The organism is Anaerococcus jeddahensis (assembly GCF_001182725.1).
Classification (GTDB): Bacteria; Bacillota; Clostridia; order Tissierellales; family Peptoniphilaceae; genus Anaerococcus; species Anaerococcus jeddahensis.
The window spans coordinates 1-14,686 of the sequence record NZ_CWHU01000002.1; the positions used below are offsets into that span (position 1 = coordinate 1).

General features: G+C 31.5%; 9 protein-coding genes. 5 read left to right on the forward strand and 4 right to left on the reverse strand.

Annotation, left to right across the window (positions count from 1 at the left end; translation table 11 throughout):
• From BN2087_RS00030 to mgtE, 5 genes are all read left to right on the forward strand, one after another.
• A partial coding sequence (locus tag BN2087_RS00030) for a MiiA motif-containing surface protein (protein WP_049689856.1) occupies window positions 1-659 on the forward strand: 659 nt, incomplete at its 5' end.
• Between the two features lie 397 nt (window positions 660-1,056).
• Entirely contained in the window at window positions 1,057-5,169 is a 4,113-nt protein-coding gene (locus BN2087_RS00035; protein WP_049689857.1) for an Ig-like domain-containing protein, read from the forward strand.
• Between the two features lie 961 nt (window positions 5,170-6,130).
• The gene (locus BN2087_RS00040) at window positions 6,131-6,715 is read left to right on the forward strand and encodes a DJ-1 family glyoxalase III (protein WP_049689858.1); all 585 of its coding nucleotides are present in this window, start codon (window positions 6,131-6,133) and stop codon (window positions 6,713-6,715) included.
• 161 nt (window positions 6,716-6,876) lie between these two features.
• A complete protein-coding gene (locus BN2087_RS00045) occupies window positions 6,877-8,082 on the forward strand; it encodes a S41 family peptidase (RefSeq protein WP_049689859.1) in 1,206 nt (401 codons plus the stop codon).
• Window positions 8,083-8,086: 4 nt separating this feature from the next.
• Window positions 8,087-9,445: a magnesium transporter gene (mgtE, locus tag BN2087_RS00050; protein WP_049689860.1), complete on the forward strand. Its 1,359-nt coding sequence runs from the start codon at window positions 8,087-8,089 to the stop codon at window positions 9,443-9,445.
• Window positions 9,446-9,877: 432 nt separating this feature from the next.
• On the opposite strand, the gene BN2087_RS00055 is transcribed toward mgtE, so the two are convergent.
• The 4 genes from BN2087_RS00055 to BN2087_RS00070 form a co-directional block, all read right to left on the reverse strand.
• A complete protein-coding gene (locus tag BN2087_RS00055) occupies window positions 9,878-11,113 on the reverse strand; it encodes a YkvI family membrane protein (protein WP_049689861.1) in 1,236 nt (411 codons plus the stop codon).
• Window positions 11,114-11,197: 84 nt separating this feature from the next.
• A complete protein-coding gene (locus BN2087_RS00060) occupies window positions 11,198-12,130 on the reverse strand; it encodes a 1-phosphofructokinase family hexose kinase (protein ID WP_049689862.1) in 933 nt (310 codons plus the stop codon).
• A gap of 65 nt (window positions 12,131-12,195) precedes the next feature.
• Window positions 12,196-13,575, reverse strand: a complete 1,380-nt coding sequence (locus BN2087_RS00065) for a UDP-N-acetylmuramoyl-tripeptide--D-alanyl-D-alanine ligase (RefSeq protein ID WP_049689863.1) — start codon at window positions 13,573-13,575, stop codon at window positions 12,196-12,198.
• Entirely contained in the window at window positions 13,572-14,618 is a 1,047-nt protein-coding gene (locus tag BN2087_RS00070; RefSeq protein WP_049689864.1) for a D-alanine--D-alanine ligase family protein, read from the reverse strand. Before BN2087_RS00070 ends, BN2087_RS00065 begins: the two co-directional genes overlap by 4 nt.
• Window positions 14,619-14,686 lie beyond the last annotated feature (68 nt).

The following is a 14,686-nucleotide window of genomic DNA, read 5'->3' on the forward strand; positions in this document are numbered from 1 at the left end:
CACTAGCAGATGCAGAAAAAGCACTAAATGGTGAATCATCTCAAGCAGTAGATAAGAAACCACTAGAAGCCGAAGCAGCTAAGAAAGACGCTACAAAAGCATCAGACAAGTACAAGAATGCAGACAAAGATAAAAAGGATGCATATGATAAAGCACTAGCAGATGCAGAAAAAGTACTAAAAGATCCAAATGCAAGCCAAGAAGAAGTTGACAAGGCAAAGAAAGCTCTAGAAGATGCAGAAAAAGCATTAAACGGCAAAGCAAGTGAAGAAGAAACAGATGCTCAAAAGAACCCAGCTGTAATTCCTTCAAAGACAATTGTTGGTGATAAAAATAAATTGACTGACAAGGAAAAAGCAGAAGTTATTGAAAAAGTTAAAAAAGCAAATCCAAAAGCTATTAAAGTAGCAGTAGCTGATAATGGAACAGCAACTTTAACTTATCCAGATGGATCAACAAATACAATTGAAGGTTCAAAACTTGTTGATAAAAAATCTGGTGAAGGTGAAAGAAAAGCTGGAAAAGTTTATGTAAACAAGAAAGCTAATGGAAACTCTAATAATGTTCAAACAGGAGTAGGATCACTAGCAGGAACATTAGCAACATTAACAACAGCTATTGGCGGATTGTTCGCTTCTAAGAAAAAGAAAAGAAAATAATTTTTGAAAAATTGATTGACTGAGGGCTTTGCCCTTGGTTGGTCTATAGTCTTAAAGGTTTATTTGATTTTTCTTAAATTTAAACAGGTTCTCAAACGAGGGTCAGTTTTTTTTGATATAATATGGAGTTTTTTATATTTGTAAATAAGATTTATTTTAAATTTGAAATAGAATTAATAATAATTTAGAATTATTCATTTTTTAGGATAAAAAAATATAAATATAAAAAAGCGATAAATATTTCTCAAGTTGCTATTGATTTATAATCAAAATCAAATAAAATAAAATTAAGAATTGATATTATTTGATTTAAATATATCAATCTTTACAAGATTGTATAAGCATATGTTCTATAAGTTATTTTATATGCGAATTAAAATCCAGGAGGAAAAAACATATGAAAAAAAATGATATTTTAAAAAGAATCATTGAAGAAAAAAAGTTAAATGGTTCTAAAAAGAAACCAAAATATGCAACAAGAAAACTATCAGTAGGATTAGTTTCTTGCATGCTTGGTTATGCTCTACTTTTCTCACCTTCATCAGCTCAAGCTGCAGGAGAAACAGGTGAAGAAATAGTAGCAGAAGACAAGATTGAACCATCTGTTGAACCATCTAATGATAATCAATCATCAGATGAACAAGCATCAGAAGCTCCAACAGTATCTGATACTGCAAATGAGAGTACAGAAAACACTGCAGATGAAAACAAAGAAGTAGCAGCACCAGCTGAAGAAGCGCAAGCTGACCAAACAGTTGAAGCTGAAACTTCAGATAAAGAACTAGAAAAAGATGCAAATAATCTTGAAATTAGTGATGAAGTAGAACGAGGAAGATTAGGAGCACCAAATGATACTGAAGCTAGAGCTCCTAAAGACATCAGTAACGAAGTAACAGATGTCAATATTTCTATTAAAGGTTTGGACAATAAAGATGCAACTATGATCAAACCAATAGCTGAAGACCCAGACATTCATGGAAAGACCTTTGAAGGTCAACTATATGACACACAAGCAGTAGCTCATGTAGATTTCCGTGTGCCTGATACTGCAGTTGCTGGCGACACAATTGAAATTAAATTATCACCAAATGTAAATCCAAATGGTATCGTATCTGATTTTAATCCTGAAGCATTAGATGCCAAGATTGGTTCAGAAGTCGTTGGAAAGGCAAGCTACGATAAAGAAAACAGCTTGATGAGATATACCCTAACAGACCTTGTTAAAAACTATGGTAATGTTAAAATAGTATCAGAATTTCCATTATTCATAGACAAAGAGAAGGTAACAGATCCAGTAAGCGATCAAAAAGTTTCCGTATCTGTAGGCAGTAAAACACAAGAAAAAATCTATACTGTAGATTATAATATGTCAGATGTTGGACAAAAGGATAAATTTGTATCTAATGGTTACTCTGATATAACTCATGTCAGTCTAGTAGATGAAACATATGACCATATTATTTACGTGAACCCATTTAGTAAAGAACAAAAGGGCACACTTGTCCAAATAAAAAACCTTCCTGGTGAAAATGGGGTTGTAAATGACGGAGTTGTTTTTGACCAAGATGTTTTGGATAGTGTTGAAGTATACGTAGTAAAAGACTTATCTAAGCTACCAATGAGTTTTGCATGGAACGAAGAAACAAAAGAAAATCTTATCAAACTACCAGAGATTGAACCTGACACAAACAAAACGGTTTATACTAAACAAATTGTTGATGGCACAATTATTGTAGATATTAACAACAACCAAGATGTTATGCTAAGTAAGGCCAAAAGAGGACCAGTTGATAAAAATGCAACAATTGTTATTAAATATAAAGGTAAGTTTAAGAGTGATGCTACTAAAGATGCAGCGACTCGTGTAATCTTTGATAACACTCCATATGATGGAGCTGGCAAAAGAGTTACATCAAAAGAAGATTATTTCTTCTGGGATAATATAATCTATACAACAAGTTCAAAAGCATATGGTGAAGGTAATAAAGAGTTTGGACGTTTCGAAGATATCCATATTTATCAAACTATAAATTCTGATGGAACTATAACAACAGATGATTATGTATACGGAAGCAAGCAACAAGATGTTCCTTCTAAATATTATACAACCAAACAAATACCAAGAGAGGGATATGAACTTGTAAAAGTTACCTCTCCAGATGGCGCAAGCTTTAGTAAAGAAGGAGAAGAAACATCTGCAAACTTTGTAGCAGGAAAAACTCTACACGTTAAATATGTTTACGAAAAAAGACCAGTAGAAAAGAAAGGCTCCTTCCAAGAACACCATATTTATCAAACAAAGAAGCTTGATGGATCAATTGTAGAAGATTCAAGAGATGATAAAGAAGTAAAAGAAGGAACTGAAAAAGAAAATTATAAAACTTCTAAAATTGATAAAGAAGGTTACAAGTTGATTAAAGTTACATCAGAAAATGGTGGACAATTCAATGAAGACGGAAGTGAAAAAGAAGCTCCTTACATTGCTGATACAAAACAAGAAGTAACTTATATTTATCAAAAAGAAGAACAAAAACCAGTAGAAAAGAAAGGCTCCTTCCAAGAACACCATATTTATCAAACAAAGAAGCTTGATGGATCAATTGTAGAAGATTCAAGAGATGATAAAGAAGTAAAAGAAGGAACTGAAAAAGAAAATTATAAAACTTCTAAAATTGATAAAGAAGGTTACAAGTTGATTAAAGTTACATCAGAAAATGGTGGACAATTCAATGAAGACGGAAGTGAAAAAGAAGCTCCTTACATTGCTGATACAAAACAAGAAGTAACTTATATTTATCAAAAAGAAGAACAAAAACCAGTAGAAAAGAAAGGCTCCTTCCAAGAACACCATATTTATCAAACAAAGAAGCTTGATGGATCAATTGTAGAAGATTCAAGAGATGATAAAGAAGTAAAAGAAGGAACTGAAAAAGAAAATTATAAAACTTCTAAAATTGATAAAGAAGGTTACAAGTTGATTAAAGTTACATCAGAAAATGGTGGACAATTCAATGAAGACGGAAGTGAAAAAGAAGCTCCTTACATTGCTGATACAAAACAAGAAGTAACTTATATTTATCAAAAAGAAGAACAAAAACCAGTAGAAAAGAAAGGCTCCTTCCAAGAACACCATATTTATCAAACAAAGAAGCTTGATGGATCAATTGTAGAAGATTCAAGAGATGATAAAGAAGTAAAAGAAGGAACTGAAAAAGAAAATTATAAAACTTCTAAAATTGATAAAGAAGGTTACAAGTTGATTAAAGTTACATCAGAAAATGGTGGACAATTCAATGAAGACGGAAGTGAAAAAGAAGCAGCTTACATTGCTGATACAAAACAAGAAGTAACTTATATTTATCAAAAAGAAGAACAAAAACCAGTAGAAAAGAAAGGCTCCTTCCAAGAACATCACATTTACCAAACAAAGAAACTAGACGGAACAATCGTAAAAGACGATGAAGTAAATAAAGATGTAACAGAAGGAACAGAAAAAGAAAACTACAAAACATCAAAAGAAGATAGAGACGGTTACAAACTAATTGAAGTAAAATCAGTAAACGGTGGTCAATTCAACAAAGACGGAAGCGAAAAAGAAGCAGCTTACATTGCTGATACAAAACAAGAAGTAACATATATCTATCAAAAAGAAGAAGCAAAACCTTGGACACCAGTAGAAGAAACAGGAAAATTCCAAGAACACCACATCTACATCACAAAAGATAAAGATGGAAAAGAAATAAAACGTGAAGTAGTAGACGGAAAAGTTACTGGTGGAAATAAGGATATGACTTATACAACTGGAAAAGTTGAGAAAGATAAGTTTAAACTTGTTAGAATTGAAAAACTTGTTGAAAATCCAACTTATGATAAAGATGGAAATGAAACTACTGGAAATTATAAACCAGGTGTAAAACAAGAAATCACATACGTTTACGAAAAAACAGAGACACCATGGACACCATTGGAACCATCTAAACCAGTTGAAGAAAAAGGCTCATTCCAAGAACACCACATCTATATCACAAAAGATAAAGACGGAAAAGAAATCAAACGTGAAGTAGTAGACGGTGATGTAACTGGTGGAACAAAAGATATGACTTATACAACTGGAAAAGTTGAAAAAGATAAGTTCAAATTTGTTAGCGTTGAAAATCTTGTTGAAGATCCAACTTATGATAAAGATGGAAATGAAACTAAAGGAAATTATAAACCAGGTGTAAAACAAGAAATAACTTATGTTTATGAAAAAACAGTAACTCCATGGACAGAGTTAGAAAAACCAAGAAAACAAGAAAAACCAGAAAATTCAGATAAAACTGAAGAATCCGGAAAAACTGAAAAAACAAAAACTGAAACTGGTAAAAAAGAAGATATTTATCAAGTAAAATATGTAAAACCAGAATCTGGAAATGTAGAAACAGGAGTAGGTTCAGTATCTGGAATAGTTGCTACTTTGTCTGCTTCACTTGGTGGATTGTTTGTAAGCAAAAAAAGAAAAAATAAATAATTATTAACATCTATTAAATAGCTTTCATATTTATATAAGTTAATAAAAATTTCATAGGACAATAGACAAGCCCTCTCGAGGGCTTGTTTTAGTGTGTTTAGTAATTGGAAATGATTTATTTTTAAGGAATTTATAGAAGATAGTCAGCTGAGAAGACAAGGAGATCTCTCGACTATGCTCGAGATGGGTGATTATTGTATTTATTTTTAATCTGAAGTTTAAATTATAATTTTAGAAATTTTAAAAACTATTATTATAAATAAACTTAATCGAAGGAATCACCATCCCGACCGAAGTGGAGGGATCTCATTGATTTATTTTATTTATGGATGAAGTTAATCAAGAGATCTCTCGACTAGGCTCGAGATGGGTGAGTGTTGGATTTATATTTGAGCTAAAGTTAAATTTTTATTAAAAAATAGTTTAGTTGATTGAATAAAATTTTAATATTCAGTCAAATAGAAAGTTCAACCCCATCTCGACCGACTGCAAGGAGTGGAGAGATCTCATGGATTTTGGCTTATTTATGGATAAAGTTAATCAAGAGATCTCTCGACTGAGCTCGAGATGGGTGAGTACTGCATTTGTTTTGAGCTAAAGTTTAAATTGTTATAATTATTTGAGAAATTTTAAAAACTATTATTATATATAAACTCAAACAAAGAATTTCCCATCCCGACCGAAGTGGAGGGATCTCATTGATTTATTTTATTTATGGATGAAGTTAATCAAGAGATCTCTCGGCTAAGCTCGAGATGGGTAAATATTGTATTCATTTTTAGGCTAAAGTTTAAATTATAATTTGAGAAATTTTAAAAACTATTATTATATATAGACTCAAACAAAGAATTTCCCATCTTGACCGACTGGAAGGAGTGGAGAGATCTCATGGATTATATTTTTTGATTTTTAAATTTTAATTCACAAATAATATTGGGTATATTTTTATTAGGAGGAATTTATGGATAAAGTTTTAGTTTTTTTGGCAGATGGTTTTGAGGAGATTGAGGCCCTTACTATTGTTGATTATCTTAGACGTGTAAATATTCCTGTTGATACTGTTTCTATAAAGACAGATTATTTTGTAAATGGTTCTCATCAAATTATTGTTAAGGCTGATAAGCTTATTGATCAAATTAGTTTGGATGATTATTGTGCTCTTTATATTCCTGGTGGAACTATGGGGGCAGAAAATCTTAGGGATGATGATAGGGTTATTGAAATTTTGAAAAATTTTGATGAGGATAAGAAAACAATTGCTGCAATTTGTGCAGGACCTATTGTTCTTGATAGGGCTGGTATTCTTTGTGATAAGTCTTGTGTATCTCATCCTAGTGTTAAAGATGAGCTTTTTAATATTGGCGAATATAAAGAAAATGACCTTGTTGTTTGTGATGGTAATATTTTGACTTCAAGGGGAGCTGGTGCTAGTATTTATTTGGCTTTAAAATTGATTGAGAAAATTAATGGTGCTGATTTTAAAGAGAAATTGAAACCTGGAATTCAACAAGATTTTGTTGAGAAATATTTCGATTTTAATTTTTAATTTTTGGGAATAAATCATTAGGTTTTATTAATGATTTATTCTTTTTTTGTTGATTTCTTTTTGTTTAAAAAATGGTATATCTATGTTAAAATATAAGAATACTGATAGTATTTTATTTTGATAAAAGCTTTTTTAGCTTTTAAATTTTAATTGGAGGTATTATGAAAAAAATTGGTAAGGTTTTATTGGCCTTTTTGTTAGTTATTGGTATTGGCTTTACGGGTTTTACTCTTGGTAAAAATTCGTCTAAGGACACTCCTTTAATTTCTAAAGAAAATCAAAAACACATGGCTCAAATGGAAGCTATGAAGGAATTGATTGATGAAAATTTTCTTTTTGATTATGATGAAAAACAGTTGTATGATGGATCTTTGAAGGGAATGTTTGAAAATTTGGGTGATCCTTATACTGCTTATTATACTAAAGATGAATTTGATAAACTCATGGAAGATGTTAATGGAAAATATGCTGGTATTGGTGTGGCTGTTCAAGCTAGCAAAGAAGGCTATATCAAGGCGATTTCTGTTTTTGATGAATCTCCTGCAAAAAAAGCTGGTATTAAGGTTGGAGATTTTATAACCAAGGTTGACGATGTGTCTTATTCTGCTGAGCAATTGGAGGAGGCTGTGTCAAAAATCAGGGGTAATGTTGGCGAGAAGGTCAAAATTACTGTTCTTAGAAAAAATGATGAAGGCAAGGCTGAGGAAAAAGATATTACAGTTGAAAGAGCTGATGTCAAGGTTGATACTGTTGAGAGCAAAATTGTTGAAAAAGATGGCAAAAAAATTGCTTATATCAAGGTGAAACAATTTGAGGATGTTACTAAGGAAGAATTTGCCAAGGAATTAAAGGCTGTTAAAGATGCAGGCGCTGAAGGTATTGTTATGGATCTTAGAAATAATCCTGGTGGAAATCTTGATGTTTGTCTTGCAATTGCTGATACATTTTTGGATGAAGGTGTGATTGTTTCAACTGTTGATAAGAAAGGTAAAAAAATAGTTGAAAAAAGTGATAAGGAAATGGACAAGACTCCTATGACTGTTCTTATTAATGAAAATTCTGCCTCAGCATCTGAAATTTTAGCTGGAGCTTTTAAGGATAGAAAGAGGGCGAAAATTGTAGGAACAACTTCTTTTGGTAAGGGTATTGTTCAAAAACTTTTTCCACTTGATGATGGCTCTGGGGTAAAAATTACTATTAGCGAATATTTTACACCAAATAAAACAAAAATTCACAAAATTGGTGTAAAACCTGATATAGAAGTTGAAAATAAAAATGAAGACAAGGCTTTGGATATTGAAAAACTTGATGAAGATGATCAATTCAACAAGGCGTTAGAAACATTATTAGAAGAAATTAAGGGGTGATATTATGAATAGCTACAACAGCGAGCTTAGGATTGAAGAGCTAAATGAACTTTTGGCAAAAAAAGATATTCCAGCTCTAAAGGATTCTTTGAGAAGAACAAATCCGGTAGATATAGAAGAATTTATGTCTGAGCTTGACAGCGAGCAAAGTTTGATTGTCTATAGACTACTTAGAAAAGACGATGCCGCAGAAGTTTTTGCGGAATTAAAACGTGATGGAAAGCACAGACTTCTGACATCAATCACAGATCCTGAACTTGATGCTATAGTTACAGCCCTAAGTTTTGACGATGTAATTGATACACTTGAAGAGATGCCTGCAACTGTTGTAAAAAGAATTTTGAGAAATTCTGATGCAGAAATGAGAAAAAGAGTAAATCAATTTTTGCAATTTCCAGAAGATTCAGCTGGAAGTTTGATGACAACAGAATTTGTAGAAGTAAATCCAGAAATGACCTGCCAAGAAGTTTTAGATAGGATAAAAAAAGTTGGTTCAACAAAAGAAACAATTTACACTTGCTATGTTACAGATGTAAAAAAATCATTATTGGGATATGTTTCACTAAGAATAATTGTGACAAGTTCATCTGAAACAAAAGTAAAAAATTTAATGTACGAAGATGTAATTAGTGTTGAAGCATATGAAGACCAAGAAGAAGTAGCAAGAACATTTAGAAGATACGGTTTTACAGCTCTTCCAGTTGTTGATAGCGAAAGAAGATTAATTGGGATAATAACAGTTGACGATATCATGGAAGTAATGGAACAAGAAACAACAGAAGACTTCCAAAGAATGGCAGGTACAACACCAGATGAAGAAGAATATTCAAACACATCAGCCCTAAAACTTGCAAAAAATAGGTTGCCATGGCTAATGTTTTTGATGATATCAGCTTCATTTACATCAACAATTTTAAAATCAAGTCAAAGAGTGATAGAATCAATAATTGCCCTAAATATGTTCATACCAATGCTAACCGACTCAGGCGGAAACGCAGGAAGCCAGTCATCAACCCTTGTAATCCGTGGAATGGCGACAGGAGATGTTGAACTTGAAGATTGGTACAAGGTAGTATTAAAAGAATTTGAAGTTGGAGTAATAGTTGGAATTGTCATGTCCCTATTAGCATTTTTTAAATGTTTATTATTTGACAAGGTAGCCTTGGAAGTTGCAGGCATTGTAGCAATAACAATTTTTGTAATAATAATTATAGCAAAAGTTGTAGGAGCCCTACTTCCAATGGGAGCAAAAAAATTAGGATTTGACCCAGCAATAATGGCAAGCCCACTAATTACAACCATAGTAGATTCAATAGGACTAATTTGTTATTTTGAAGTTGCAAAAATAATAATGGGAATATAAAAGAAAGCTTACTTTAATTAGTAGGCTTTTTTATTTGGGGAATTTTTGGAAATAAAAATAAGAAAAACAAAATCAATGAGATTTCATGGATTTGGTAAATTTACGGATAAAGCTAATTAAAGAGATCTCTCGACTACTAAAACCAGTTTTCTTCGAAAACTTTTCCGTGCTCTCGCACTAATTTTTAGGGATAATTATGCCAAATCACGGCATAATTATCGGCTCGAGATGGGTAATTATTTGATTTATTTTTGATTTAAATTTAAGTTTTTTAAAAAATTTTTACTTTCTTATACATCCCATCGAATAAAAAATTTTTTAATTCAATTTTAAATAATTTTTTTATTACTTTGAAAAATCACAAAAATAATTTTAAGGTCAAAAAAATACCAGATGATAAGCTTTCATACTTATTATCTGGTATTTTTATTATTATTCTTCGCCTTCTAATTCTTCTTTTACTTCTTCATGGACAGCATCTTTTATTTCTTTGTTGTCTATTATTGATTTTTCTGCTAGTCTGTTTAGTTTATCTTTCTCCATTTTTCCAAATTCTAAATCATCGTCGAGTTTTCTTCTTGTAAGAACTGAAATTGCAAATCTTCTTCTGATTTCTCTTTTTATTTCTTCTCTTTCTCTAAACCAAGCTATTACTAGAATTATTGTAAGGACTAATCCCAAATATCCAAGGATTGGGTATAAAATTGACATTAATTTTTTAAAGCCTAAAAATGAAAGTCCAAAGCCCATTAGAGTAAATATTATTAGGTTTCTTCGAAATTTATTTTCTGTGTCGGAAAATCTTCTTGCTGCTGAATAAAATAGGGAAATGGATGAGTTAAAAATCATTCCAAATATTATTAAGGACATTATAAGCCCTAATGCTGGTCTTACATTTTGCAAAACAACTTGCATTGGTATGTCGGCATCTTTTATTTGTGGCAAATTAAAAAATAGGGTAAAGCCAACAAGTCCTGTAAGAATTGCGACCATAAGTCCTCCGAGCATTCCTCCAAGTCCTGCTTCTGCTGAATCTGTTTTACTTCCTCCAAGCACAAAGGCCATAGAAATTCCACTAATCATGCACAAACCAAAATAATTTAGGGTAGAAAGGGCTATGTTTGGCAATGGAGATGCTACAGTTTTTCCAATTTGATCAAGACTTTGCCAATCTGGTTTTATTGTTACAAAGGTAAAAATTCCTCCTATAATTGCAAAAATTATTATTAAAGGTGTAAAGGCTCCAATTACTTTTGTAACTTTATCAAAGTCCAACATTCCAATTACAATTATAAGGATTGTACAAATTAATGATCCAACCCATGGTTTAAAGCCAAATTGTTGGTTTAAGTTTGAACCTGCTCCGGCTATCATTACAAAGCCCATCAAAAAACAATTTATTATTAGGGCGTAGTCCATAAATTTTGTCAAATATTTATTTGAAACTTCTTCAAGTACGTCGATGTGGCTTTCTGCTAAATAATGTGATCCTAGTTGAAGGATTATTCCTCCAACCAAAATGTGTAAGATTCCAATGGCAGCCAGGCCAAAAAGTCCTGCTTTTCCAAAGGAAATAAAATATTGCATAAGCTCTTGACCGCTTGCAAGTCCGGCTCCTGTTAAAACGCCAACATAGGCAAGCATTATGCTTATAGTTTTTTTGTTCATTATTTCTCCTTTCATAAAATTTTAAAATTAAATAGGGGCTGTTGGCAAATGAATTTTCATTGTCTTACAACAGTCCCTTTTTATTTAAGAAAATTGATTAATTACAACTTTTGGTATTATTTTTTCTATTTCTTCTCTTGTTGGAAGGTCTAGAACTTCTGCTGTGGCTGTTGCAGCTGCTACGGCAACTTTGTAGGCTTCGATTGTATCACTTGATCTTACCAAAGTTCCTATAAACCCACCAATCATTGCATCACGACAGGCTACAGAATTTACTACTTCATTTATGTGAATTTCTTCAGAAATATATGAGTGGCCGTCTTTATTAAAAAACATAGATCCTTTTTTTCCATAGGAAACTATGGCATTTTGTGCTCCCATTTCTATAATTTTTTTGCCGTACTTATCCATATCTTCTATTGTTTCAATTTTTGTTCCAAAAATTTCCATTAAATCTTCTACATTTGGTTTTACAAGAATTGGACCTTCTTTAATTACTGTTGGTAAATACTTTGCTGGAATATCTGCTATAAAATGTGACCCATTTGCTTTAGCTATTGAAACCATTCTTGAATAAATATCTTCGTCAACTTTTTCTTCCATTTGTGGGACCGATCCTCCCATAACTATGGTATCACCTTCGCCAACTCTTGATAAATAATATAAAAGCTCATCAACTTCGTAGTGGCTTACATTTGGTCCTTTGGAATTTATTGTTGTTTCTTCATTATCCAATAATAATTTTATATTTGTTCTGCTTTCTTCTTCAATATTTACAAAATCTGTCATGATATTTTCTTTATCAAGCCATTCTTCGATAAATTTTCCTTGGTGGCCGCCTATAAATCCAGTTGCAACTGTTGGGATTTTTAATTGGGATAAAACTCTTGAAACGTTTAGAGCCTTTCCACCCGGAAGGGTGAATTCATTAGTAACATGGTTTTTTTCTCCAATATTTAGGTTTTTCACTTCTAAAATTACATCCACAGATGGATTTAAGGTAACTGTGTAAATCATAATTCCTCCAAATTTTTTCTAATCTTTCTATCTTTTCTATCTTTTCTATCTTTTCTTATATTACTTTACACTCTTATATCATAAATTGCTTCTATAATTTCTTCCATGTGAACTCCTCTTGAGCCCTTTACAAAAACAAGGCTTGATTTGGTTATGAGAAGTTTTAATTTATCGATTAGGTCATTTTTATTTTCAAAATAAAAACTCCTATCTTCTGGGAAATTTTCTAGGCTTGCTTTGTACATTTCTTTACAAAGTGGGCCATAAAATAAGCAATAATTTATTTTTTTTGGATCTATATCAAGTCCTGACTGATAATGGAGATTTTTTTCTCCATCACCAAGCTCTAACATATCTCCTAAAACGACAATTTTATTTGCATATCCATCCAAATATCCAGCAAGCTCAAGACCTTGTTTTAAAGATTGAGGATTTGATTTGTAGGCATCATCGAGAATATCAAAACCATTTCTTTCAATTAATTCGTTTCGGTTTGAATTGTTTGTTGCTATGGAAAGTCCGTCGTTAATTTCTTTGTAGGAAAGGTCAAATAATTTTCCAATTAAAACTGCCAAGGCACCGTTTAAAACTTGATGGGATCCCAAAAGTGGAACTGTATAATCTTCATTATCGTAAGTAAATTTTGTATAGGTGCTTGAAAATTCTTTTGGAATAACTTTAAAGTCAACTTCATCGCCTGTTCCAAAACTAATAGTTTTTTGTTTTATTTCATAAGATGGGAGAACTTTTTTTAATATTTCATCATCACCGTTATAAATAAAAATTCCATCATCTTTTAGGCCTTCAAGAATTTCAAGTTTTGCTTTTGCAATTCCTTCTCTTGATTTTAATTTTAAAAGATGGGCATCGCCGATATTTGTAATCATTGCCATATCAGGTTTTGCTATATGAGTTAATTCTGAAATTTCCCCAAAATCTTCAGTTCCCATTTCGACTACACCGATTTGTGTATCTTTTGAAAATTCCAAAAGTGTTAGGGGAAGGCCTATATTGTTATTGTGATTTCCTTGAGTTTTTTGAACCTTGAATTTTTCTGATAAAACCGAATGAATTAAGTTTTTAGAAGTTGTTTTTCCATTTGAACCGGTGATTGCAATAATTTTTATATCAAGTTCATCCCTGTAGGCTTTTGCCAAATCTTGTAGGGCTTTTTTTGTATCAGAAGCTTTTACATAGGGAATTGAAACTGATTTTGGAATCTTATAATTTTTATCAATCAAAAATGCAGGGGCTCCAGAATTTTGGCATTCTTCAATAAATATTCTTCCATCAAATTTTTCTCCAACTATTGGGATGTAGAGATTATCTTTTTGAATTGTACGAGAATCTATAGAAACTCCCTTGATTTTTGTGTCATTAAATTTATCATCAGAAATTTCTCCACCTAGCATTTTTGCAATTTCTTCTAATCTTTTTTCAATCATTTAAATCTCCTTTTTTGAAAAGTTTTGAACCCTTCATCGATTAGCATATCTAGGATATTTTGAAAATCTAGACCAAAACTAATCTTACAAAGTCTTGCAAAAAATGAAGTAGGTGTAAAACCTGGGAAGGTATTTATTTCATTTATATAAAATTCATCATCTTTTAAAAATACATCAACTCTTGCAAAACCTTGGCATCCACAAGCTTTGTAGCATTTTTTTGCAAATTCTTTCAAATCTTTTTCAAGTTTTTCATCCATTGGATAAGGAAGCATTTCTTTTGTGCCCTTATCAAAATATTTTGCATCATAGTCAAGGAAAGTATGATCTGTGACATAAGCTCCTGGCTTTGAAGCTTTAAGGTCGTTGTCACCAATTATGGCAATTTCTACTTCTTGACCGATAATTGCCTCTTCAATTAGGATTTTTTCATCATATTTTAAAGCTTCTTTTCCAAATTTTAAAATATCCTCAATATTTTCTGCCTTATTTACTCCAACTGATGATCCATTTGCTGAAGGTTTTACTATCATTGGAAATTTTATATATTCTTCACATTTTTTTGCGAAATTTTCATCAAAAGATTCTTCCTTTGCGTAAAGATATCTTGCTTGTTTTAATTTATTTTTTTCAAAAATATCATTTGCAGTAACCTTATCCATACAAACAGAAGAGGACAAAAGCCCATTTCCAATATATGCCACATCAATTGCATCCAAAAATCCTTGGATTGTTCCATCTTCTCCGTAGGTTCCGTGAACGCATGGAATAATTATTGTTTTGTCCTTGTCCTTATCTTTTAATTCTAAAAGAAAATCAGAAATTGATTCTAAAATATTTTCCTTGCAAGTTTTTACAAGGTTAAATTCGTCTTTTGTATCTATAAAATCAAAAGCTTTTGAAAATCTTCCTTTTTTGTCAATATATACAATTTTTAAATTATATTTTTCTTTGTCTAAATTTTTTGAAATATTAAGGGCACTTCTTAGGGCAATATCATGCTCACTTGAAGGACCACCGCATAATAAATAAGTATTAATCATTTCTTTCTCCATCTAATTTTATATAAAAATTTTACTACATATTGGAAATTAGGGCAAATAAAAGGACG